At 40.4% G+C, this 24255-nt stretch carries 18 protein-coding genes; 7 read left to right on the top strand and 11 right to left on the bottom strand.

The genetic code is table 11. The annotated features are described in order from the left end of the window. Positions 1-329 precede the first annotated feature (329 nt). Positions 330-1352, top strand: a complete 1023-nt coding sequence (locus F4W09_RS05590) for a coiled-coil domain-containing protein (protein ID WP_151504254.1) — start codon at positions 330-332, stop codon at positions 1350-1352. Positions 1353-1451: 99 nt separating this feature from the next. Here F4W09_RS05590 and F4W09_RS05585 read toward each other — a convergent pair whose 3' ends face one another. After that, the gene (locus F4W09_RS05585; RefSeq protein ID WP_151504253.1) at positions 1452-3737 is read right to left on the bottom strand and encodes a KAP family P-loop NTPase fold protein; all 2286 of its coding nucleotides are present in this window, start codon (positions 3735-3737) and stop codon (positions 1452-1454) included. A 108-nt stretch (positions 3738-3845) separates the two neighbouring features. Further along, positions 3846-6740: a valine--tRNA ligase gene (locus F4W09_RS05580; RefSeq protein ID WP_151504252.1), complete on the bottom strand. Its 2895-nt coding sequence runs from the start codon at positions 6738-6740 to the stop codon at positions 3846-3848. Between the two features lie 182 nt (positions 6741-6922). Here F4W09_RS05580 and F4W09_RS05575 point away from each other — a divergent pair, with 182 nt between their 5' ends. Both F4W09_RS05575 and F4W09_RS05570 read left to right on the top strand, forming a co-directional pair. Further along, a complete protein-coding gene (locus F4W09_RS05575) occupies positions 6923-7585 on the top strand; it encodes a hypothetical protein (RefSeq protein WP_151504251.1) in 663 nt (220 codons plus the stop codon). Positions 7586-7618: 33 nt separating this feature from the next. Continuing rightward, a complete protein-coding gene (locus F4W09_RS05570) occupies positions 7619-8425 on the top strand; it encodes an SDR family NAD(P)-dependent oxidoreductase (RefSeq protein WP_104441023.1) in 807 nt (268 codons plus the stop codon). A gap of 70 nt (positions 8426-8495) precedes the next feature. On the opposite strand, the gene F4W09_RS05565 is transcribed toward F4W09_RS05570, so the two are convergent. The 9 genes from F4W09_RS05565 to sdsA form a co-directional block, all read right to left on the bottom strand. Continuing rightward, positions 8496-9530: an agmatine deiminase family protein gene (locus tag F4W09_RS05565; RefSeq protein WP_151504250.1), complete on the bottom strand. Its 1035-nt coding sequence runs from the start codon at positions 9528-9530 to the stop codon at positions 8496-8498. A gap of 174 nt (positions 9531-9704) precedes the next feature. Further along, positions 9705-10142 (bottom strand): YbjQ family protein, encoded by a 438-nt coding sequence (locus F4W09_RS05560; RefSeq protein ID WP_016165762.1) that lies wholly within the window; start codon positions 10140-10142, stop codon positions 9705-9707. A 3-nt stretch (positions 10143-10145) separates the two neighbouring features. Next, positions 10146-10502 (bottom strand): YbjQ family protein, encoded by a 357-nt coding sequence (locus tag F4W09_RS05555; protein WP_016165763.1) that lies wholly within the window; start codon positions 10500-10502, stop codon positions 10146-10148. Between the two features lie 103 nt (positions 10503-10605). After that, a complete protein-coding gene (gene adeK, locus F4W09_RS05550) occupies positions 10606-12063 on the bottom strand; it encodes a multidrug efflux RND transporter AdeIJK outer membrane channel subunit AdeK (protein ID WP_044740900.1) in 1458 nt (485 codons plus the stop codon). After that, positions 12063-15239: a multidrug efflux RND transporter permease subunit AdeJ gene (gene adeJ, locus F4W09_RS05545; protein ID WP_104441020.1), complete on the bottom strand. Its 3177-nt coding sequence runs from the start codon at positions 15237-15239 to the stop codon at positions 12063-12065. The genes adeK and adeJ overlap by 1 nt, the downstream gene beginning before the upstream one ends. A gap of 12 nt (positions 15240-15251) precedes the next feature. Continuing rightward, the gene (locus F4W09_RS05540; protein WP_104441019.1) at positions 15252-16508 is read right to left on the bottom strand and encodes an efflux RND transporter periplasmic adaptor subunit; all 1257 of its coding nucleotides are present in this window, start codon (positions 16506-16508) and stop codon (positions 15252-15254) included. A 37-nt stretch (positions 16509-16545) separates the two neighbouring features. Continuing rightward, complete coding sequence (locus tag F4W09_RS05535) at positions 16546-17145, bottom strand: phosphatase PAP2 family protein (RefSeq protein WP_151504249.1); 600 nt, start codon at positions 17143-17145, stop codon at positions 16546-16548. 133 nt (positions 17146-17278) lie between these two features. Next, a complete protein-coding gene (locus tag F4W09_RS05530) occupies positions 17279-19330 on the bottom strand; it encodes a site-specific recombinase (RefSeq protein WP_104441018.1) in 2052 nt (683 codons plus the stop codon). Positions 19331-19351: 21 nt separating this feature from the next. Continuing rightward, complete coding sequence (gene sdsA, locus F4W09_RS05525; RefSeq protein WP_044740895.1) at positions 19352-20329, bottom strand: All-trans-nonaprenyl-diphosphate synthase; 978 nt, start codon at positions 20327-20329, stop codon at positions 19352-19354. Between the two features lie 438 nt (positions 20330-20767). Here sdsA and rplU point away from each other — a divergent pair, with 438 nt between their 5' ends. From rplU to lolA, 4 genes are all read left to right on the top strand, one after another. Then, complete coding sequence (gene rplU / locus F4W09_RS05520) at positions 20768-21079, top strand: 50S ribosomal protein L21 (RefSeq protein ID WP_151504248.1); 312 nt, start codon at positions 20768-20770, stop codon at positions 21077-21079. Positions 21080-21098: 19 nt separating this feature from the next. Next, on the top strand, positions 21099-21356 hold the full coding sequence (gene rpmA, locus F4W09_RS05515) for a 50S ribosomal protein L27 (RefSeq protein ID WP_044740894.1): 258 nt from the start codon (positions 21099-21101) through the stop codon (positions 21354-21356). A gap of 228 nt (positions 21357-21584) precedes the next feature. Further along, complete coding sequence (locus F4W09_RS17400; protein ID WP_272482702.1) at positions 21585-23219, top strand: YadA C-terminal domain-containing protein; 1635 nt, start codon at positions 21585-21587, stop codon at positions 23217-23219. A 220-nt stretch (positions 23220-23439) separates the two neighbouring features. Next, the gene (gene lolA, locus F4W09_RS05505; RefSeq protein WP_044737328.1) at positions 23440-24138 is read left to right on the top strand and encodes an outer membrane lipoprotein periplasmic chaperone LolA; all 699 of its coding nucleotides are present in this window, start codon (positions 23440-23442) and stop codon (positions 24136-24138) included. The last annotated feature ends 117 nt before the right edge of the window (positions 24139-24255 follow it).

Raw genomic sequence — 24255 nt, 5'->3', positions numbered from 1 at the left:
TCCAAATTGATAAATCGACAGTAAACTTTTTATTTTAATTTAAATATATGATTTTAGGTTGTTTTTTTAAAAAATCAGGGTTGCTTACACACGTATATATGCATTATTCATGGTTCAGTTAAAAATAGATTGGAAAATATGCAAACACTGACCTCGCCGTGATGTTGCAAGAGTGTTATTTGTATGTTGTACCTTGTAAGGCACTGTGATTGTGCATTTATTTCTGTTGAAGTGAATCAACGATTTAGATTGGGCTATATCGGGCATGGACGTTCTATCATTGGGGTAATCTTGTTATAGTGCTTTTATTTTGCAATGTATGGATGAGTATGTCCTTCAATCTCAAAATCAGCTTAGAGCACAGGGCTGAGCAGTCTCCACAGCAGAAAAAATTAAATCGCTTAATTGACCAGATTGAACAACAAAAACAAGAACTGGCGACATGGAAAAATGCGCAAGCCGACATTCAAAACTATACACGCAGCAAGCTTTTACCCGTTTATACAGAGTTACATACAGTTTTATTTGCACAGCTCGATACTCTATGGAGTCACTTAGCCAGCGATGCCTTTAGCAAAGCAGATTTGGCACAAATTGACACCAAAATAGCCGCTTTAGCCAAGATGCTAAAAAAATCACAGAGGCTAACTTCCGCGCAACAAGAACTGGTAGAGAAAATTGACACTTTCTATATGCAGCATGCAGAGCATATACGCGGGAAGAAAGCCAAAGCAAACTCAATACAAAATCATGATCTCGCTGAAACGGTAGAACAAAACGTGGATGTAGACTGGGAAAATTATGAATATGATTCTGCCCAGTATGAAGCAGAGAGAGAACGTGCCAAGCAGTTAAAACAACAAGAAAAGCGTGAGCAGGCTGCCAAAATGGCAGCGCAGTCACTAAAAACCGTGTATTTAAAAATTACTGCGATGATTCACCCTGACCGTGAACCTGACGAAGCGAAGAAGTTGGAAAAAACTGAGCTTTTGCAGAAGGTAAACGAAGTTTATGCAGAGCAGGATTTATTTTACTTACTGAAACTCCAGCTACAACTAGAGACTAATAAAGGCTTAAGCTCAAAAGCTTTAAGTTCTGAGCAAGTGAAGTTTTACCAGTTGTCTTTGGAAGCGCAAAGTCAGAATTTGCAAAGCCAGTTAGAGGAGATTTTTGCGTCTTTTCACTTGAGCAGTCATATCAACACTAAAAAGCTCAAAATGAGTGATGTGTATAAGGTGATTGATAAGGATGCTGCTGAGTTAAAACAGCAGGTGAAGTGGGAAAAAGAGCGTTTAAAGCATATGAAAAAGGTGAGTGGGGTGGAGATGTTATTGGAGCATGGGGTTTTGTAACCCTCTCCTAGAAGGAGAGGGGACTTCATTGCGTATCGAATAACTATTAAATTAATAAAGAATGCTCCCTCTCCCTCAGGGAGAGGGTTGAGATGAGGGTCAGTCATCTAAATCATCATCCCTATTGTTTGCTTTATTTTCTATTCCTTTCCTCAACATTTCTATTAACTCTTTTTCCTCGTCTGAAAGAATAGAAGTATTGGTAGAGTCAATAATATTTAATATGCGTGTAATGTCTAAGAAGTTTTCAACTGTATCAGCTTTTATGTATTTTTTGATATTTGAGATAGTATAAAAATCATTAGATGATCTAGTAACTAAAATCATACTTTGAAGTACTTTTAATATTCCTTCAATATTTTGAGTTTGTGTTTCAAACCAAGTTAATACAATTGAAGAATTTTCCCATTCTTTCCAACGGTACATCAATGAAAGGAAAGAATGATGTTGAATTAATTTATCAGGACATGAATTAGCGAAGCGATTTAATTGAACAATAAAATCATTTTTGAGTGCTTGAAAATCAGAATCATCTAGTAAAATTTCTTGATTTTCCTCTCTGTTTTTCTGTTCTTCAAATAAAAAATAATTAATGAATGAAAAATTCGAATTTAGATTAATGTACTTTTTTAAAAGCGTAGCTCTTTCTTTTTTATCCTGAATATTTTCTAAACACCAAAATGATAATCTAAATAAATAGGTTTGCGATGAAAAGCCAAAAAATTGGTTAGATTCGCTGTTGATACCATCAGCACTGTCTAACATTGCATATAGATATGATTCAAAGTTTTCTTGAGGTACCTGTTTACTATAGGCTTCAAATTTGGATAGGAAGTCTTCCAATACATTTCTGGCATCTAGGGCAAGTATTTTTTCTTTAAGTTTTTCTCTAGAAACCGTTAGTTGGATGAAATTTATAAAATCTGATGTAGAAAAATCTTCACTATCAAAACTCAGTTTGAAATATTTATCAAAGTGATCTTTATGACAAACTCTCAGTTGAGTGAACCATTCCTGATATGAACTATGATCATGATAATAGTTGCTTATAATCCATCTAATCGTAGGGAAAATAGATGTTAGAATTTTTTTAACAGATTCTTTATTTTTTTCAGATGCACTATTGATTACATCTTCAATAACTCTTAAGTATTTTACTTTTTGTGATTGATTATCACCATAGCTAGAACTTAAGGTTGTGAAAGCTCTCTTGGATTGCGAAAGTTTTATATAGACAGTTGGTTCAAATACTCTTAAGCATTCAATAGCAATTAAATCTATTGGATCTGCTTCGAAAATATCATTATTTTTGAATAGATTAAAATTAAAAGAAAGAGTTGAGTTGAATCTATATACATTTCTTAAATTATTAAAATAATTTTTAAAACCATTATGATATATTTCAGTCCATCTTTCTTTATCAAATTTTTTGTCTGCGTCAGTGTGACTATTGATTACATTATTTAGTAATTTAAATAAGACCTCATGTACTTGTTTCTGTTGAATTTGAGGAATTGTAAAAGGAATTTGAATAATTTTTTCTAGATAATTCTCACCAGATTGAGTACTATCAGTGAGTTTATTTTCTACAATATCTTTTTGAAATAAAAGTAAAAATATTACATTGGGAAAATCAGTATTTGCTTTAATTAACTGAAAGATCATCCGTAATTCTGTAGTTGTAAGACGATCTAAATCATCCATAACAATCAAAAGTGGAGTCTTCCTTTTACTTAAAGCTTCTATAAGCTCTTCACGAATTTCTGTTAAATTCTGTTCATTTAACTTTGCTTTCTTTTCATAATTTTCAGAAAGTTTCCCCAATAATTCACCACCTTTTTCAGTTGCAGGTAAAATTAAAGTAATAAAAGAGGTAATAGTTGCAATTAGTATTGGTAATTGGACATTTTCTGTAAAGTAACTACTAATTACACCAGTACTTAATATTGCAGTTACAATTAGTGGTAAAGCAAGATTAGCACCTTTGAGAAAAGTGTGAGCTGTTGATAAATGATTACCATATTTAGAGAATATGTTTGCTAAATTTTGATCTTCTTGAGAGGAATTTTTTCTTCCGATAGATTTTGATATTTCATCAAAGAAAGCTTGAATAATCTTATCCTGTGCAGACCATTCCCAAGGCGAAAATTCTATAATTGTGGGAGAGTTTGCTTGTTGTTTTGAATGTGCTAAAGCCATATTTTTTATAGATGATTTTCCAGCACCCCAATCCCCATGCAGAGCAATAACTAAACTATCATCACCTTTCCATTGAGAAATAGCATCACTTAAATTTTTAGAAAAATCGGCTCTACCTAATAAATCCTCTTGCAAACTTTTAATTGGTCTGTCGGCAGAAAATCCATATTTATCTGTAGTTGTCATATCTAAGTATTTTTTGAAATTTCAATAAGTGCATATTATCAAATATATTTATGATTTTTAATAAAAAACCCCTCAATGGAGGGGTTTTAAAATCAAATTAACAACACCTTAAAGCGCTGCAATCTGCTCCATATTCGCTTTAATTTTCGCTAACTGGTCAGCAAACTCAGCCAGTTTCACTTTCTCGCCTTCAACCACAGCCGCGGGTGCTTTCGCCACAAAACCTTCATTACCCAGTTTAGTCGCAATTTGGTCATGCTGCTTTTGCACTTTGTCTAAGTCTTTCTGTAAACGACCTAATTCCGCTTTCGGGTCAATTAAACCCTTCATTGGAACAAAGACAGACGCATGTCCAACCACAGAAGAAGAAGACAATGGCGGTTGTTCGCCATCAGCCAAGAACGTAATACTTTCTACTTTCGCCAAAGCTTTAAACAACGCTTCAATACGCGTGATTTGAGCTTTCTCAGCTTCCGTCGTGTTTTGTAGCAACACAGGTAATAAACGTGCATTACCCAAGCCCATTTCACCACGGATGTTACGTACTGCACCAATCAAACCTTGAAGCCATTGCATATCGGCTTCAGCCTGTTCGTTTACACGCTCAGGATTGGCAACAGGGTATTGTGCCAACATAATCGTTTCGCCAGAAATACCGAGTTTCGGTGCAAGCGTCTGCCAGATTTCTTCAGTCAAATACGGCATTAATGGATGTGCAAGACGTAAAGATGCTTCCATCACCGCAAGGAGTACACGACGAACTTCAGCTTTACGTTCTTCAGACACTTCAGCATCGTTCAGAACTGGTTTGGTGAGTTCGACATACCAGTCACAGTATTCATTCCAAATGAACTCGTAAATCGCTTGTGCAGCCAAGTCTAAACGATAAGTCGCGAAAGCTTGTTGTACCACAGCTTCTGCTTTTTGCAGACGGCTCACGATCCACTGTTCAGGCAATTCCCAAAGGTCTTGACGAACTTCGCTACCAATTTCTTGATTTTCACAGTTCATCATCACGAAACGGGTTGCGTTCCAGATTTTGTTAGCAAAGTTACGGTAGCCTTCAACACGTTTCATATCAAACTTAATGTCACGACCCGTATTCGCAAGTGCACAGAAGGTGAAACGTACTGCGTCCGTACCATAAGCTTGAATGCCTTCTGGGAACTCTTTACGGGTTGATTTTTCAATCTTCGCCGCTTGTTTCGGGTTCATTAGACCTGTAGTACGTTTTTGTACCAAAGTCTCAAGGTCAACACCATCAATCAAATCTAATGGGTCAAGCACGTTGCCCTTCGACTTCGACATTTTTTGACCTTCGCCATCACGGACTAAACCGTGAACATAGACCGTTTTAAATGGAACTTGTGGCGTACCATCTTCATTTTTCATGAAGTGCATCGTAAACATAATCATACGAGCAACCCAGAAGAAGATGATGTCAAAACCAGTCACTAATACATCAGTTGGGTGGAAAGTATTGAGGAAATAGTTTTCCGCATCTTTCTTGGAATCGCCAGTCCAACCTAAAGTTGAGAATGTCCACAGCGCAGAAGAGAACCAAGTATCCAGCACGTCTTCGTCTTGGTTAAGCGCAACATCAGAAGGGATGTTATTTTTGGCACGTACTTCTTCTTCGTTACGACCTACATAGATGTTGCCTTCAGCATCGTACCAAGCTGGAATACGGTGACCCCACCAAAGTTGACGAGAGATACACCAGTCTTGAATGTTGTTCATCCACGCCATGTACATATTGCTGTACTGCTCAGGCACGAACTTGATGCGTCCATCTTGAACCGCTTCAATGGCAGGTTGCGCCAATGGTGCAATTTTCACATACCATTGATCCGTCAATAATGGCTCAACGATCACACCTGAACGGTCACCGCGAGGTGGTTTCAAGGTATACGGTTGAATTTGGTCTAACCAGCCTTCTGCTTCTGCTTGTTCAACCAGTTTTTTACGTGCTTCGAAACGCTCTAAACCAATATAGTCCGCAGGAGCAGGGATGGTTTTAGAAATTTGCTCGCCCGCTTTCGCGATGTATTCAAACTCTGCCAACACTTCTGCATTTTTATTGAAGATGTTGATGATTGGGAGTTCACAACGCTTACCGACTTCATAGTCGTTAAAGTCGTGCGCAGGGGTGATTTTCACACAGCCTGTACCGAATTCTTTATCTACATATTCATCTTTCACTATTGGAACAGCACGGCCTGTAATTGGTAGAATGATGTTCTGACCCACAAGGTGTGTATAGCGTTCATCATCTAGTGCAACAGCAACCGCTGTATCACCGAGCAATGTTTCAGGACGCGTCGTTGCAACAACGATGTGGTCTTTACCATCGTGGGTACGTAGGTTTTTATCTTCAAAGAAGTATTTGAAGTGCCACAATGAACCTGCTTCTTCTTTATCCGACTCAACTTCGAGGTCAGAAAGCGCAGTTTGTAATTTTGGATCCCAGTTTACCAAACGTTTGCCACGGTAGATCAAGCCGTCTTCGTGTAATTTCACGAACACTTCTTTTACGGCATTGGATAAACCTTCATCCATGGTGAAGCGTTCACGAGACCAATCTACAGATGAACCTAAACGACGGATTTGACGGGTAATGGTGTTGCCAGATTGCTCTTTCCATTCCCAGATTTTTTCGATGAATTTTTCACGGCCAAGGTCATGACGGCTTACACCTTGAGCACCCAATTGACGTTCAACCACCATTTGTGTGGCAATACCCGCATGGTCTGTACCCGGTTGCCATAAGGTGTTTTTGCCTGACATACGGTTGTAGCGTGTTAAGGCATCCATAATGGCATTGTTAAAACCATGACCCATATGCAAACTGCCAGTGACGTTTGGTGGCGGAATCATGATACAGAATGATTCACCTTGTTGAGATGGTTTGAAATAGCCACGCTCTTCCCAAGTTTGGTACCATTTTTTCTCGATCTCAGTCGGATCGTAAGTCGTAGCAATATTTTGCGCAGAATCAGTCATAGTCAGAACAGATAAAAAGTGAATAAAAAATTGCACCTAGTGTAGCAAAAAAATAACGGCTTTGGGATGTTCGTCAAATGCTTTGTTTCTGCAATTGTCACGGCAAGTGAGAGGTTTTATGATGAAGTCTGTATAACGACTGCGCATAAGATCGTAGAACTTGATAAAAAGGAAAAAATAGAATGAGTTATGTTATTTCACTTAAGTTGAAATCAGAAACCCATCAACGTTTTCAGGATATTCATCAACAACTTAATCAAGGTCAAACAGAGAGTTTAGCCAAGGCATTGGGTGATGTGCTGGCAGACATTTCTTATGAGGTGATTGATCAGGTTTTTGGAGAGATGACCCGTGTTTCGCATTCGGGAGACAATGAATCTGCCAAAGTAATCCAGCACATTATGGAAACCACGCGTAAATATATGCCATGGTCGGTGTCATTTTTTGGTAATGAGCGTTTGCTGCCGATGGTGAATTATCTGCACGAACTGATGTATCAAAAAGAGGGTGAATTTTATTTATCCTATCCAGTCGATGAAGACAGTGTTCAAGCGTTGCTCAGTTCTGCTGAAGAAATGCAACAAGGTAATAATGCTGCAGTGATTCCTGCTTTACAGGCATTTACTCAAATTGTGGATCAGGGCGTGACACATTTAATTCGGGTTCCGAAAACAATGCTGAAATTTAATGTAGTGGTGGATAAGACTCTAAATGGGGTCATTCATGTCACCACTCAAATGGGCTATAAGCGTTTTGATAAATTGGGTATGCAATATGATGCTAAAACCATGAGTCATTATTTCAATCATTTTCTTGTTTTTTTAGAAAATTCAACCAACAATTAGGCAATTGCCGTAATCGAATCAGGGTAGACAATAATGGCTAAGCTAGACAGTTTAGAAAATAAGGTGGTATGGATTACTGGGGCATCTTCAGGTTTAGGTAAAGCCTTGGCACAAGAGTGTGCATTACAAGGTGCACAAGTGGTGCTGACTGCCCGTCGCATCGATGAATTGGAAAAGGTGCGTGTTGGATTGTTAAATCCAGATTTACATCTTTCAATTTGTGCAGATATTACCAATGAAGCTCAAGTCTTACATGCGTATGAACAAGTCTTGGCTGCCAAAGGACGTATTGACTGGCTGATTAATAATGCAGGTTTAAGTCAGCGTGCCCTGATTACTGAAACGACCATGCAAACTGAACGTACCATTATGGAAGTTGATTACTTTTCGCAGGTATTTTTAACCAAAACTGTTTTACCTACACTTTTAAAACAAAAGTCAGGTCGAGTGGTTTTTGTTTCGAGTATTGCAGGATTATTAGGGACGCAATATCGTGCTTCCTATTCTGCGGCAAAAGCAGCCATACATATGTGGGCAAACAGTCTAAGAGCAGAAGTGGCTGAAGATGGGGTAGATGTTTCGGTAGTTTTTCCAGGTTTTGTAAAAACCAACGTTTCCATTAATGCTTTAAATGGAGCGGGTCAGGCACAAGGCTTTGATAATGAAGCAACAGCTAATGGTCTAGAAGCAGATGAATTTGCACAATATACGGTTAAATCATTAATGCAAGGTGATGAATATATTGTGATTGGTGGGCGTAAAGAAAAATTAGGCGTACTGGTTTCACGTTTATCACCAAGTGCTCTGTATCGAATGATTCGTAAAGCGAAAGTCAAGTAAATTGGGAAGCCTGGGGGGAAAGCCATGCTTTCTTCCTTTTTGATTAAAGCTAAATAAATTTATGAATGATCTATTGGCTGATTTTGTTTAAATAATTTAAGAATAATTCTGCATTTTTGCTACGAACTTGCCAAGACATACAACGTACGCCACCGCCCATATGGCAGACTTTTGAGGACTGTACGGGAATGACAGTCCGTTTAGTTATACTCCGAATTTGTTTTAAGGCGATAGCATCTTCTTTAATTCCAAACTGTGGAAAATAAATCCGTTCAGGGGTGACCAGCATATTGGTGTACAAGCCGCAAGCTGAACCAAATTTTTCATCGTAAATTTCGCTGCCATCATATGGTGTAATGATTTCATGAATTTTCACATTGGGAATACCGCGTTTTAAATCTACCATGAGTCGCTTGGCATAGTCCGGATCTTCAGGGTAGGAGTTAATTACCAAGGTATTTTGATCGATAAAACTGACCACACCATCGGCATGTTCTAAGCCGCCTTGTTCATCGGCTTCAATAAATGCAATTTGTTTGGCATTTGTTAAGGCTATCAGTTTTTTCCGAGCCTCGCTTTCAGTTAGCTTATTATCAGTTAAAAATTTGGTGCCGAGCACGACATTGCCATAACCATCTTCAACCCAGTTACCACCATCATTCAACAGCTTACTTTGAGTAAACTGTAAACCTGCCTTCTGGCTATAATATTTAAATTCGTCTTGCACTTCATCTGAAATGGCTTGCCCTTTCTTTCCTCCACCTTGACCCGCGGCGGTATAGCGGAACATCACAGGTTGCGCAGGATTGGTGCTGGTAAAGTCACGCATCCAAATATCCTGCATCGGGGTGATCGCCACATGCTTTTTGCCCAATGCTTTAACGTACTCGGGGTAAAGATATTGGTCTGTTAAAATAACGACATTGTCTCCATTTTTAATAATTTTTTTCGCATAATCTATATGAAAATCAAAAATATCATCGATTACTTTTGCATAGTAGGCATCATGACTTTGCGGAGATGCTAAGACAATTAATTCGGCTTGAGTTGTAAATGGAACCATGGTGAGCGCAGCTATGCTTATTTTAAATGCTAAAGATTTCATATCTCTCGATGCTTTTAAGTCAGTGAACCATGTGGGTATTTATTGTGAACAGTGTAGGGGACGCTGCTTTAGTGAGCTATCTTCACTAAAGCATGTCTCAGAACAGCAAAAGCTTACAAGACTTTTCAGACGGTCTGGGTTACTTGTCAGTCATTCTAGCGGGGAGTTGAAAAATTAGGGTTTTAAAATAGCTGTGCCATAAGCAAAAACCTCAACCATGCCACCTTGCATCCCCATTTCGGTGGTCGCTAGTCTTATGCAGGCGATATGCGTTGCACCGTATTTTTCTGCTTCAAGTTTGAGTCGGACAACCGCTTCACGACGCGCACGATCCACGACACTTTCATAGCTGGTAAGTCTACCCCCAAAAAAGTTTTGCACGGTGGCCAGTACATATTTGAAATAATCATGTGAGATTACAACATTGCTGCTGATCATGTGCCCAGACTGCTCAAAACTCACTTTACGCAAATTCCCTACGGTGATGTAGGCGAGGCGTCTTTCATTGTGTTCAAGCTCTGCCAGATGTTTGCGTTCGTTATAACGGCCAAAGCCAAAACCAACACTGAATAGCACCACAAAGATGAGTAACTGGAAAATTAAACTTTCCATTGTTTAAACCTGTGTAGGAAATGGATCAGGGAGATGATTATTTAATGGGGTAACACGGACTGCGGTACCATAAACAAATAATTCTGAAGCACCTTGAGCAATATTTGAGGTTGAAAAACGAATTCCTACGATGGCGTTGGCCCCTAAAGCTTGAGCTTTTGCAATCATACGACTCATGGCTTCTTGACGTGATTCTTCTAAAAGCTCGGTATATGCCGTAAGTTCACCGCCAACAATATTTTTTAAACCCGCCAGAAAGTCACGCCCCACATGTTTACTCCGAACGGTACTGCCGTAGACCACATCCAGTTGCTGGGAAATCGTATGTCCTGGAACGGACTCAAGGTTACTTAAAAGCATAATATTCAATTTTTAAATGATTTGATTCTCTTTGAAGATAGGAAAAAGCCTGTAAAAAAGCAATAAAAAAGCCCACCGAAGTGAGCTTTTCATGTTGCAAGGTTTATTTTGCAGTTTTGTTATATTTTAAATCTGAAGAAGAGGGTTGTTTCACCACTTGATCAGAAGTATTGGCTTTTACCCCGCCACCGAGGGTTTTATATACTTCTACTTGGTTGTTTAAATTTGCTTGTTCAAGCAATAGCAAACCTTGTTCTGCAGAGTATGATGTACGTTGTGCATCCAGTACTGTTAAGTAGTTGTCGATGCCAGCGCGGAAGCGGGCAGTAGACAGTTTATATGTGGTATTGGTGGCTTCTACAAGGCGACGCTGCGCCGCTAGACGATCACCAATATTTTCACGTACAGCCAAAGCATCATTTACTTCACGGAATGCAGTTTGGATCGTCTTTTCATAGTCTGACAATGCAATTTTTTGGTCAGTTTCTGAAATCTTGACATTGGCACGACGTGTACCCCAGTCAAAGATTGGGATGTCCAAGCTTGGACCGAGTGACCAAACAAAAGCGCCAGATTTAAACAAGTCGCTTAAATCTGTTGATGCATAACCTGCTGAGCCCGTTAAGCTGATGGTTGGATACAACTTTGCTTTTGCCGCACCAATATTGGCGCCCGCAGCAGACAATTGGTATTCCGCAGCACGGACATCTGGACGGTTATTTAACAAATCACTTGGCAAGCCCGCTGTCAACGCCGTACTTTGGGTAATGCGTTTAACAGGTTGTGAAGCCAATAAGTTTGCAGGTACAGGTTGACCCACCAGCAGGTTCAACAGATTCTGTGCCTGTGCAACTTGGGTTTTGTAGTTAGCAACATCGTTACGTGCAGTTTCAACCGAAATTTGTGCTTGACGTACAGGGACTTCGCTATCGATACCGACATCAAAACGCTTCTTGTTCAGGTTGTAAGATTCAAGCTGAGCTTTTAAGGTTTGATCTGCCAGTTTCAAATTGGCATTGGCAAACGAATAGCTTAGCCATGCTTGTGCAACTTGACCAATCAGTGAAATTTGCGTTGCATCACGAGCACTTTGAGTCGCTAAATAGCTATCTAAGGCATTGTCTTTTAGGCTACGAACACGACCCCAAAAATCTAACTCATAAGCAGTCACACCGAGACCAACATTATAAGTTGTCATCGGTTTGTTGCTGCTCAGGGTATCTTGACGAAGTACACTGCCACTTGCACCAATGGTTGGTAATTGGTTGTTTTCGCTAATCTGATACGTTTGCTGCGCACGTTGAATATTCAAGGTTGCAGTACGTAAATCACGGTTATTCGCTAAAGCCATTTCAATGACTTGTACTAATCGTGGATCAGCAAAAAAGTCTTTATAGCCTTGTTCAGCAACAGAAGGACCTGTTGTTGAACCAATATATCCTGTTGGAATATCCGCTTGAGCGACGGGTTCTGGACCACGCATGCTTTGACATGCAGTCAAAGCAAGCGCAAGTGCAGATACCGCAATGCTACGACCTGAAATAGACCATACTTTTTGCATCACGATGTTTGCTCCTGATTATTTTGTTTCTTAGGTTTGTATTTAAAGATACTACGAATCCAAACGAAGAATACTGGAATAAAGAAAATACCCAAAAGTGTAGAACTAATCACACCACCAAGTACACCAAAACCTACTGAATGCTGACTTCCTGCACCCGCACCTGTAGAAAGTGCAAGCGGAAGTACACCAAAACCAAAGGCAAGGGTAGTCATGATAATTGGGCGTAAACGCATTTTTGCAGCATGCAAAGTTGCATCAAATAAATCTTCACCTTTTTCTTGCAATTCTTTCGCAAATTCTACGATCAAGATCGCATTTTTTGCAGAAAGACCAATAACGGCAACAATTGCAACTTGGAAATAGATGTTAAATGACAGGTTCGGATCGCCTTTAATGATCATACCTAACCATGTCAAAGTAAAGGCACCGATAATACCTAGAGGTACAACCAGTAATACTGAAACAGGGATAGACCAGCTTTCATATAATGCGGCAAGACATAAGAACACGATTAACATTGAAAGAACCAGTAAAGGACCTGTTTGGCTACCTGAATCACGTTCTTCTAAAGATAAACCTGTCCATTCATAGTCAAAGCCTTGTAAGCCCATAGATGGTAGTTTGCCAATGATTTCTTCCATTGCGAGCATCGCATCACCCGAACTTACACCAGGTGCAGGAGTACCTTGAATGTTCACCGAAGATACACCGTTATAACGCTCTAAACGTGGTGAACCATACGTCCATTTCCCAGTTGCAAATGCTGAGAATGGAACCATCGTACCGACGTTATTGCGCACGTACCATTTGTTTAGGTCTTCAGGCATCATGCGTGTATTTGCTTCGCCTTGTACATAAACTTTTTTCACACGACCACGGTCAACGAAGTCATTGATATAAGAACCACCCCAAGCCATACCCATTGTCGAGTTAATATCGGCAATACTGACACCCATTGCACCTGCTTGCGCTTGGTCAACAGTAATTTGATATTGAGGTGTATCTTCTTGACCATTTGGGCGTACGCCTGCAAGACGTTTATCTTGTGCAGCCATACCCAAAATAGCGTTTCGCGCAGCAATCAGTTTGTCATGTCCTTGACCACTTGCGTCTTTCAACTGAATATCAAAACCTGATGCTACACCTAATTCAGGCATTGCTGGTAATTGCAATGGCATGATGTAAGAGGCATCTTTGATCATATTCAATGACATACCGCGTTGAATAATTGCACCAATCTGAGATTCTGGAGAAGTACGTTCATCCCAGTCTTTGAGTTTAATAAAGGCAAGACCTGCGTTTTGACCTACACCAGTGAATGAGAAACCAGAAACGGTAAAGATTGAATCTACATTCTCTTTTTCTTTATTCAAGAAGTAGTCTGTCATGGTAGTGATGACTTTGTCGGTACGTTCGAGGCTTGCACTTGGTGGAAGCTGAACTAGAGTCATCACCACGCCTTGGTCTTCATCTGGTAAGAACGAAGAAGGTAAGACTTTGTAAAGGCCAACTAAACCAGCAATGACCAGAATATAAACGACACCAGAGAATACTTTGTGATGGGTCATACGGTTGACACCACCTTGGTATTTTACTGACAGTTTTTCAAAGCTGCTGTTAAACCAACGGAAGAAACGAGCAAAAATATTGTTACTTTCTGCTTTATTTGGATCATGTTGTTTTAACAGGGTCGCACACAGGGCAGGAGTAAATGTTAATGCCACAATCAATGACAAAATCATTGCGGTTACAAGGGTAATGGAGAACTGACGGTAAATTACCCCAGTCGTACCACCAAAAAAGGCCATTGGAACGAATACAGCAGTTAATACGCTAGTAATACCAACCAATGCACCAGAGATCTGTTGCATCGACTTTTCAGTCGCGGCTACAGGGTCCAAATGATCTTCCTGCATGACACGTTCAACGTTCTCGACCACGACAATTGCATCGTCGACCAGAAGACCAATGGCTAGTACCATCGCAAACATGGTGAGCGTGTTGATTGAGAAACCAAAAATATTAATGACTGCAAATGTACCTAATACAACAACAGGCACCGCAAGCGTAGGAATAATCGTTGCACGCCAGTTCTGTAAGAACAGGAACATGACAATAAATACCAAGAATACGGCTTCAATTAAAGTATGAACTACACTTTCAATCGAAAGCTTAATGAATGGCGTCGTATCATACGCCAGTTGATCTTTTAAACCATCTGGGTAGTTTTTACGAAGTTCACTTAAGCGTTCTTCAACGGCTGCCGCAGTATCGAGTGCGTTGGCACCTGTTGCAAGTTTAATCGCAACACCACCAGCAGCTTTACCATTAAATTTAGAGTCGAATTGATAGTTATCTGAACCGAGTTCAACACGAGCAACATCACCTAAGCGAACTTGAGCACCTGAGGCCGTATTTTTCAGAAAGATATTTCTAAACTGCTCAGGTGTTTGCAACATACTTTGAGCATTTACTGTTGCGTTCAGTACTTGACCTTTTACAGCTGGTGCACCACCCAACTGGCCTACTGCCACTTGCGAGTTTTGAGCATTAATTGCAGCAGCAACATCACTTGGCGTGACTTGTAAACTGGTCATTTTGGCAGGGTCTAACCAAATGCGCATGGCATAAGAACCACCAAAAACTTGGATTTCGCCTACACCTGCGACACGGCTCAGCGGTTCAGAAATGTTAGAGTTTACATAGTCTTTAATGTCGGCAGCAGATAAGCTTCCATCAGGAGAGTAAAATGCAAGAACCTGCATAAAACTCGCACCAGACTTAGTGACTTTTACCCCTTGACGTTGTACATCTTCAGGTAAAAGCGCTGTTGCCGATTGTAATTTGTTTTGTACTTGAACTTGTGCAATGTCTGGGTCAATCCCTTGCTCAAAGTTCAAGTTGATTGATGCTTGACCATTACCTGCACTGTTAGATGAAATATAACGCAAACCATCCAAACCATTCATTTGTTGTTCAATGATTTGAGTGACTGTATTTTCTACAGTTTGTGCAGATGCACCAGGATATGTCGCAGAAATTGTCACCGTTGGTGGTGCAATTGTAGGATATTGAGCAACAGGCATTTTGGTGAGAGTTAGAATACCCGCCAGCATAATGACCAGTGCAATCACCCACGCAAAAATGGGGCGATGAATAAAAAATTGAGCCATTCAGTCTACCCCTTATGCGTGTGAAGTAGCTTTTTGTTCAGTGTTAGATTCAGCTTGTTGTGCTTTTGGTTTTTCAGCAGAAGCTGGCGCCGATGCTTTTGGTGCTTCAGTTTGAGGTTGATATGGTTTTGCAGAAACGGTTTGTCCTGCTTTTACTTTCGCAATACCATCCACCACAATTTTTTCACCCGTTTTAATACCTTCAGTCACGATCCAATTCTGCCCCTGAACACCCACTGTGGTTACAGGACGTGCCTCAATTGCCCCTTTCGCATCCACAATCATGGCCATTGCTTGACCAGTTGGGGTACGCGTAATTGCCGCTTGAGGAATTAAAATTGCATTAGGTATCACACCTTGTACAATTTGCGCATTGGCAAACATACCTGGTAATAACAAGTGATTCGGATTTGGGAATACTGCACGAATTGTGACAGTCCCTGTTTCTGTATTTACACTGGCATCTGAGAATGCTAAGCGACCTTCAATTGGGTAGTAGCTACCATCTTCAAGTTTAAGTTTCACACGTGTGTTATTGCTGCTGTCCAAACTGCCTTTGCTGAGCTGCTGGCGTAGGCGTAACAATTCGGTACTAGACTGGTTAATATCCACATAAATTGGATCTAAACGTTGAATCGTTACTAATGGATCTGCCTGATTCGCCGTTACAAGTGCACCTACTGTTACCGTTGAACGGTTAGTTTGACCAGAAATTGGAGAGCGAATGGTTGAATAACCTAAATCTACTTCGGCATTTTTGACTTGTGCACGCGCAGCCGCAACTTGAGCATCAGCCACTCTAACTTGACCGACTAAATCATCATATTCTTGCTTCGAAACTGCATTGCTTGAAACCAGTTGTTGATAGCGATTGAGTTTTGTTTTCAGAGAGCTTAAGTTGGCTTCTTGTTGTAAGAGGGCAGCTTTTGCATTATCAAGTGTAGCTCGGTTTGTACGAGAATCTAACTCATAAAGTGCTTGACCTTCACGGACATAACTACCTTCGGCAAATAAGCGTTTCAGAATAATACCACTGGTTTGTGGGCGAACTTCTGATACTTCAAATGCTGTGGTTCTACCAGATAACTCTACAGACTGTTCGACGCTTTGCGGTTGCGCAACAATGATACCAACTTCTGTTGGCGGCATTTGTTGAGATGCACCAGCTTGCTGCGCATCTTTTTGATCTTTGCTACAACCAACAAGTGCAATACTTGTTGCTAATGCGCAAGCGGTGAGGGCCGGAGCCCAAAGCTTTGCAGACATCATTGTTCCACCTCGGTTAGATTATTATCTAAAAATTAATTTATTTTTGCTTCATAGAGTGTTGTAACACTATGTATAGCAGGGTAATCCAAATAAAACTTATGCCCCAACCTGCAAGAACATCAGAAGAGAAATGTACGCCCAAATACACTCTTGAGCACCCCATTAAAATGAACCATATAACTGCAAAACAATAAATATATGAGTATTTGGAGTGTTCACGGTATAAATAAATAACTAAACCACTTAAAGCAGCAGCATAAACACTGTGCGCACTTGGAAAAGAAGCCCCATAACTTTGAACCAAATGAAATATTTCAGGTGGGCGTGGTCTTGCAATCCAGTATTTAAGTAGCCAAGCAACGGCTCCGCTTCCAACAAGTCCTAAACAAATTAGCAAAATATATGTGTATTTTTTATACCAAGTTAGATAGAAACACCATAAAGTGGTAAAAAAAAGTACAGCTGGCATCCCCCCAATTGCTGATAGTAGCGTTGTTATTTGGTTTAAACTTTCAGTACGATGATGACTTGCCCATTCGACAATAGCCAGATCAAATGAAAGCAAACTGGGAGTGTTTAAAATCAAGACACTGAAAAATAACAAAAAACAACCAATAATAAGCAACAAGTACGGCATGCATTAACCTCTTGTTCGTTTAACCGGACTCCCCAGTTAACATTTGGGTCAAAGTGTACTTGTCAGTACACTTTTTTTCAAGCCTGTGTGAACTCGATTAAATTTCTCTATAGTAGTGTTGAAATATAACAAATCATTTACTTAAAGTTTTGTGAGTATTTGTAGTTTCGTCAACGACTAAAGGTGATTTTGGTGGCCAAAAGAAATCACTTGGACGTGTTAAAAAATGGGTCAGTACTAACTTTGCTAACGGTTTCCATTGCTCAAAACGAACGCGACGTGCCCTCAAAGCAACAATAATCGTGAGGGTGAAACTTACAAATAAGTTGGTTAGACCAATTAAAAGTACGCCTAAAAAAGATACAATAATTAGGCCAATATCAGGGCTATCATTAATATTCATGAGACCTTGTATAAAGTTGGCTGAGGCAAAGGCAATATGTCGAATATCTAAAGGGAGACCTAAAATAAAACCTAGAGTGCCCATGCTGCCGAGCATGATCCCAAAAATAAAATTACCCGCGAGCGCACCTAAATTTCGTTCTACATACTCTGCAAGCTTATTTAAGCGTTCTTGCCCTATATATAATTTCAATTTTTGATGTGCTTTAAGTCTAGGGCCAACTTTTCGGTAAACTGCCATATTATCGAAATATCCAGCAATTAACCCTGATAAGAACAGACATACCCCTGCAATGGCTGCATGTGGAATTGCTAAAGAGGTAAATGGATTTAAATCATGTAATGTTTTTGCCGCTTTGACATGATTCATTAACGGTTCATGTAGTCCTGTTTGCCATAGCCAAGCAATCAATGCCGCTGTTGGAATGGCTATAGAAATATTGCCAATAATTGCGATGAACTGGGTGCGAATAATATTAATAATTAAAGCGGCTAATTCAGCAATTTGAGCTGTCTTAGAGCCTTTGCGATGCTGTACGGTCGATGCAAGTGCGGCAGCGGTCATGGCCGGCTGTTTTGTTGCAACGGTACAATGTACAATATGAATAAGCATGAAACCAAAAGCATAATTCATGCTATACACAAACGCTTGCATAATCGGTGCCATGACTACACGAGAGGCTAAAGTTTTTAGGGTCGCCATGATGGCAATAATTACCCCAGCACCTGCAGCAGAGCGGTACATAGACCAAAAACTTTTTTTATCCGTACTTACATAGTGTTCACCCGTTTTACTTGCATTTTCAGTGACTTGTAATGCAATAAGTTCACTATTGTTTGCCAACAAGGCTCGAACACTACGTTCATTGTAAATCGCTTGGCTAATATCGGTGAGCAGGCTTCCTATCGCGTGGTAACGAAGCTCATCTTCTTCAACAATGATTTGCAAAAGGAGTTCAACCCGATCAAGACATTGCTCTAATAATGAGAGCAAATAGGTGAGGCTGATACTCACCCCAATCCTTTTGGTGGCACGTCGAATTTTTAAAACTACTTCTCGACATTGATCAATCATGACCAAGGCTTGTGAAGCATCGGGTGGTGCAATGACCGCAAATTCATCCCGATTTTGATGCAATTTTTTATAATGTTGAATAAATTCAATAATCTCACGATTTTGTTCTAAAAATGGAGATTCGTATTCAGTCAGTTCAGGTTGAGCGTTAATAAATTCAGGGTATAAGCCAATGCCACTAATTCGATATGAAATTACGGTAATTGCTTTAATCAGCTCACTTTTAATTTTGAGCTTTTCTTTCTGATTGCTATGCCCTTGATTTAAAAGTTGAAATAGCTGCTGCCAATTTTTTTCAGAAATTTGATCTAGCCAGTATTGGTCATTCGGCTGATGAAACACTCGTCGAACCAGTTCTTGAAGTTGGGTTTCATCATGGATTAAGGGTAAAAAGTGAGCACCTACACGCTGAGCCAACTGATTCCAAAAACCATCAAGCGATAAAATGCCTGTATCGGCAAATAAACTGGTTTGTTTGTATTGATTGATTAGGCGTAGAAGAAAACTTTGTAAGGTAATTGCAGCATGGGGTGTAAGTAAAAGGATTTGAATAAATTGCTGAAATTTTTGTTCTATTTCATCTATGTTCTTACTGTCACTGGGTCGAATTTGATTGACCAGTTCAATCAGCAAAACATCATCAACAGCCTGAGAAAGCTCAAGCTGTTGCTGCATGTTCCGCAATACATCATTAAATTGTATATGCATAAGCAAATAAGTAAGTCTACTTTATTGAATTCGGTGTAAAGCCAATTGTGCCAAATTAGATAATGCTTGACGATATTGTGTATCAGGCAAGGCCATAAGTGCTGCTAAAGCAGCTTCCGTTTCTTCTGTGGCGCGTTTGCGGCAATAATCTAATGCGCCAGACTGTTGTACGATGTCGATGACTTGATCGAGTTGTGCTGTACCACCAGTTGCAATACTCTTACGAATAATTTGGTGGTGTTCACCTGTAGTAAGTTGTAGTGCTGAGATGAGAGGCAAAGTGGGTTTACCTTCCATTAAATCATCGCCAATATTTTTACCAAGCGTTTCAGCATCAGATGTGTAATCTAAAATGTCATCAATAATTTGGAAGGCATTGCCAAAATGGCCTGCAAATTTTCTGAGGGGTTCACGGTATTCTGGTGTACCTGTAAGGATAGCAGCCCCTTCAGTTGCTAACTCAAATAAACGTGAAGTTTTACCGTGGATAATATCTAAATACGTTTGTTCATTGGTATCAGGTTGATGTTGAGCTTGTAGCTGTAATACTTCACCTTCAGCAATTTCACAGGTTCCTGTAGAAAAGTCTTTTAATAACATCATATTGTTCAAATCGACCAGTAAATCGAAAGAACGTGAGATCAGAAAATCACCGACTAAAACTGCTGTTTGATTATTCCATGTTGCATTTGCGGTTGGACGACCACGACGTAAACCAGACTCATCGACAACATCATCATGCACAAGCGTTGCAGTGTGCAACATCTCAATAATGGCAGCTAATTTTCGTTGTTGTGTTAAATCTTCAGCACCACAGGCTTTGGCTGCGAGTAAGCACATAATCGGGCGCATGCGTTTTCCGCCTGCTTCAACCACGTGTTTACTGACTGCCATCACTAATGCCACTTTAGAGGTAATTCCTTCATTAATAAATGTATCCATCTCAGCAAAGTCTTGAGCTACAGGGGCGAGAATATCTTGCTTAAAATCGATGGCCATAGGAATAGAAACCTCTATTGGTTAAGTGATGTTTGCAAAGGTAGCGTCATTATCTATAGTGTAATCAAAAATTAGAATCAAAAAATGACACAGTAAACAGGATTACTGATGTTCGATAATTTAGACAGGTTGATTACCATAAATACGTAAACGATGTTTTGGATGACATCAAAAATGTATCTGCTGACTATAGTAGCGAATTGATTTTAAAAATCTATTCTTTATTACACAGTCGTATGTGTTTCATTCTATTTTAATTTAACATGTTAGCGCTGCAAAACAAACTTAGGGCTAAGTTTAGGTTTTTTTGTGTAAGTGGCTTGTTGTTTATGCAATAATCACTTAAAATCTGTCCCCTTGTATAACCCCAGTGGCGGTCGTTTTAAGATCGATATATCCCTTTATCGGCACGGCGACACGGGCAAGTTGGAGTACATTATGTACGCAGTAATCCAAAGCGGTGGTAAACAGCACCGTGTAGTTGAGGGTGAAACCCTTAAAGTTGAATTATTGAAAGCTGAAACTGGCGCGACTATTACGTTTGATGACGTATTAATGGTTGTTAATGGTGGCAGCATTCAAATCGGTGCTCCAGTTGTAGCTGGCGCGAAAGTAACTGCAGAAGTGGTTGGTCATGGTCGTCACGACAAAATCCGTATCGTTAAGTTACGTCGTCGTAAACACTACCGTAAGCAAACTGGTCACCGTCAATGGTTTACCGAGTTAAAAATTACTGGTATCGCAGGCTAATCGCTAGGAGTATATAGACATGGCATCTAAAAAAGCCGGTGGCTCGACTAAGAACGGTCGTGACTCAAATCCTAAGATGTTAGGTGTTAAAATGTACGGTGGTCAAACTGTGACTGCTGGTAACATTATCGTTCGTCAACGTGGTACAGAATTCCACGCTGGTGCAAATGTTGGTATGGGTCGTGACCATACTTTATTTGCTACTGCTGACGGCGTAGTTAAATTTGAAGTGAAAGGTCAATTTGGCCGTCGCTATGTAACTGTTGAAACTGCATAAGTTTTAAAAGTTCAGAAAAACCCGCATTTTATGCGGGTTTTTTTATATTTTTTAGGTGGGTTTATTTTCAAAATGATTTAAGTCAAGCGCTGAACGGCAGCATTATTCTTCAAAACACTTTTCTTTACTAAGATATCTATAGTCACAAAATACCAAAAAATAGTGATGTACGTCACATTTATTTGAGCGTGTAATAGATGAAATAGGAGAAGGATAAGGAAGAAGGACATGAAAAAATTAAATCAAAATGTCTTCGGTGTTCCGAATAGTCAGATGACGAAAGCCTTAGAAAATAAGTTACAAAAAGAACAAAACCATATTAGTACTGCAGTATCTGCTGCCATGAATCTACAAGCACTTGAGCCAAATCATTATGTTCGTAAACAAAAGTTTGCTGTGCAAGTACTTCTTTTAAGTGCAATTTTAATGACAGCGAATACAAATGTTTTTGCAACCTCATGTAATTCTAATCAAGACACAGGGAGTTGTCCTGAGAGTGGAATACCAGGACCGACTGGTCCTACTGGTCCTACTGGTCCCGCTGGGGCTGATGGTTTAAGTGCATATGAAGTTGCTGTTGATAGTGGTTTTGTAGGTACTGAAGAACAATGGTTGGCATCACTTGTCGGAGCCACAGGCGCGACGGGTGCTACAGGGGCAACTGGTGAAACGGGTGCTACAGGCGCGACGGGTGCTACAGGGGCAACTGGAGCCACAGGTGCAACGGGAGCCACAGGTGAAACGGGTGCTACAGGCGCGACGGGAGCCACAGGTGCAACAGGAGCCACAGGTGAAACGGGTGCTACAGGCGCGACGGGAGCCACAGGGGCAACTGGTGAAACGGGTGCCACAGGCGCAACGGGTGCCACAGGCGCAACGGGTGCTACAGGTGCTACAGGTGCAACAGGTGCTCAAGGTATCCAAGGTGTAAAAGGTGATACTGGTGCAACGGGAGCCACTGGTGCTACAGGCGCAACGGGTGCTACAGGAGCCACTGGTGCTACAGGTGCTCAGGGTATCCAAGGTGTAAAAGGTGATACTGGGGCAACAGGTGCAACGGGAGCCACAGGAGCCACTGGTGCTACAGGTGCTCAAGGTATCCAAGGTGTAAAAGGTGATACTGGTGCAACGGGAGCCACTGGTGCTACAGGCGCAACGGGTGCTACAGGAGCCACTGGTGCTACAGGTGCTCAGGGTATCCAAGGTGTAAAAGGTGATACTGGGGCAACAGGTGCAACGGGAGCCACAGGTGCAATCGGTGCACAAGGGTTAAATGCTTATCAACAAGCTGTGGAAAATGGTTTTGATGGTACAGTGGTTGAGTGGTTGGCAAGCCTTAAAGGAGCCAATGGTACTACAGGAGCCAATGGTATTAGTGCTTATCAGTTAGCAGTAAACAATGGTTATGCTGGAACTATTACCCAATGGTTGGCAAGTCTGAAAGGTGCAAATGGAGCTGATGGTACAAATGGCATTACTCCAGAGGAAATGGCTGCTGCGGATACCACCATATTGAATCAAGCCAAAACTTATATAAACCAAGTTGGTCAGCAAACATTGAATGATGCAAAAGCTTATACTGATAGTCGAGTGAATGCATTGAATCGAGACCTGCGAGATTTGGAAGATCGGACATATGCTGCTGTAGCTTCTAGTATCGCAATTGCTTCTTTACCACAACCGACTGAAGCAGGTATGAGCATGGTGAGTGGCGGTGTTGGGTTCTGGGAAGGTGAGCAAGGTTATGCCTTCGGTGTAAGTGGTGTGACTGAAAATAATAAATATGTCTATAAAGTTGCGTTGACAGGTAATAGCCAAGGTGACTTTGGTGGCGGTGCTTCTGTAGGCTACCAATGGAAATAAGTGTGAATTGATCTTAGTAGCTCAAGCAGAAAAGCTCCTGAACTTCAGGGGCTTTTTTGCATATGAGCTAAAAAAAGATCTTCATCATGATGGATGTAGCACTACATTAAACATTAATATTTATACAAATCTTCTTATTTTCTCAATTATTAGCCGCTGGATTTGGTTTAAGATGGGGCTTTCAATAGATTGCGACATAGCAAATAAAAAAGGTGATGACATGAACATGCTTCGTAAAACCATGTGTGCTGTAGCATTGGGTGCAGTGACACTAGCGCCGATGATCAGTACTACTGTTTTTGCAGCACCTGTAGCGGCATCGGAGCAACAAGCAACTGCAAATTTGGTCAAGCAGTTAAGTGGTATTCAAAGTTTATCGGCTAATTTTGAGCAGACAACAAAGGCCTCAAGTGGTGCTAACAAGGCGCAAAAAAAAGGCTTAGCTGCGCAACATATGAACCAAACTTTTAAAGGGACGATGAAAGTTGCACGCCCAGGGAAATTCTATTGGGAGACAACCACACCAGCAAAACAAACCATCGTAACTTCAGGTAAAACAGTGTGGATTTACGACCCAGACTTACAACAGGCAGTTCGTCAAAGTCTAGATGAACAAGTCGCCAATACACCAGCGTTGTTATTATCAGGTAATACCAACCAGATTATGCAATCTTACCGCGTGACTCAACCGAATAAAGGAAAAACTTATTACACGCTTTATCCAAAGCGTGATGATGGTGCTTTCCAAAGTTTAACCATTAGTTTTGGTGGCAACAAAGCTCCGAATTTGATGATTTTACAAGACTCATTGGGGCAAACGACTTATGTGAAATTTAATAATGTTAAGGTGAATGCTGCAATTCCAGCATCGACTTTTAATTTTACTCCGCCAAAGGGTACAGATATTATTGATCAATAAATCTGAAAACCTATATCAAATGACGATTGATAAAAATGCAGCCTAAGTGCTGCATTTTTTACATTAATAATTCAATAAATGATCCCGATTGAAATATTCATTTGAATAAGTAGTCAA

Source organism: Acinetobacter tandoii, assembly GCF_008867985.1.
In the GTDB taxonomy this organism is placed as follows: domain Bacteria; phylum Pseudomonadota; class Gammaproteobacteria; order Pseudomonadales; family Moraxellaceae; genus Acinetobacter; species Acinetobacter tandoii.
The sequence above is the reverse complement of the archived record's forward strand: the minus strand, read 5'-3'. Positions and strand labels throughout refer to the sequence as shown.

Bases quoted from the DNA above. Each gene is read 5' to 3' on its own strand.
- F4W09_RS05590 (WP_151504254.1), top strand. From the start codon at position 330: ATGTCCTTCAATCTCAAAATCAGCTTAGAGCACAGGGCTGAGCAGTCT.
- F4W09_RS05585 (WP_151504253.1), bottom strand. From the start codon at position 3,737: ATGACAACTACAGATAAATATGGATTTTCTGCCGACAGACCAATTAAA.
- F4W09_RS05580 (WP_151504252.1), bottom strand. From the start codon at position 6,740: ATGACTGATTCTGCGCAAAATATTGCTACGACTTACGATCCGACTGAG.
- F4W09_RS05575 (WP_151504251.1), top strand. From the start codon at position 6,923: ATGAGTTATGTTATTTCACTTAAGTTGAAATCAGAAACCCATCAACGT.
- F4W09_RS05570 (WP_104441023.1), top strand. From the start codon at position 7,619: ATGGCTAAGCTAGACAGTTTAGAAAATAAGGTGGTATGGATTACTGGG.
- F4W09_RS05565 (WP_151504250.1), bottom strand. From the start codon at position 9,530: ATGAAATCTTTAGCATTTAAAATAAGCATAGCTGCGCTCACCATGGTT.
- F4W09_RS05560 (WP_016165762.1), bottom strand. From the start codon at position 10,142: ATGGAAAGTTTAATTTTCCAGTTACTCATCTTTGTGGTGCTATTCAGT.
- F4W09_RS05555 (WP_016165763.1), bottom strand. From the start codon at position 10,502: ATGCTTTTAAGTAACCTTGAGTCCGTTCCAGGACATACGATTTCCCAG.
- adeK (WP_044740900.1), bottom strand. From the start codon at position 12,063: ATGCAAAAAGTATGGTCTATTTCAGGTCGTAGCATTGCGGTATCTGCA.
- adeJ (WP_104441020.1), bottom strand. From the start codon at position 15,239: ATGGCTCAATTTTTTATTCATCGCCCCATTTTTGCGTGGGTGATTGCA.
- F4W09_RS05540 (WP_104441019.1), bottom strand. From the start codon at position 16,508: ATGATGTCTGCAAAGCTTTGGGCTCCGGCCCTCACCGCTTGCGCATTA.
- F4W09_RS05535 (WP_151504249.1), bottom strand. From the start codon at position 17,145: ATGCCGTACTTGTTGCTTATTATTGGTTGTTTTTTGTTATTTTTCAGT.
- F4W09_RS05530 (WP_104441018.1), bottom strand. From the start codon at position 19,330: ATGCATATACAATTTAATGATGTATTGCGGAACATGCAGCAACAGCTT.
- sdsA (WP_044740895.1), bottom strand. From the start codon at position 20,329: ATGGCCATCGATTTTAAGCAAGATATTCTCGCCCCTGTAGCTCAAGAC.
- rplU (WP_151504248.1), top strand. From the start codon at position 20,768: ATGTACGCAGTAATCCAAAGCGGTGGTAAACAGCACCGTGTAGTTGAG.
- rpmA (WP_044740894.1), top strand. From the start codon at position 21,099: ATGGCATCTAAAAAAGCCGGTGGCTCGACTAAGAACGGTCGTGACTCA.
- F4W09_RS17400 (WP_272482702.1), top strand. From the start codon at position 21,585: ATGAAAAAATTAAATCAAAATGTCTTCGGTGTTCCGAATAGTCAGATG.
- lolA (WP_044737328.1), top strand. From the start codon at position 23,440: ATGAACATGCTTCGTAAAACCATGTGTGCTGTAGCATTGGGTGCAGTG.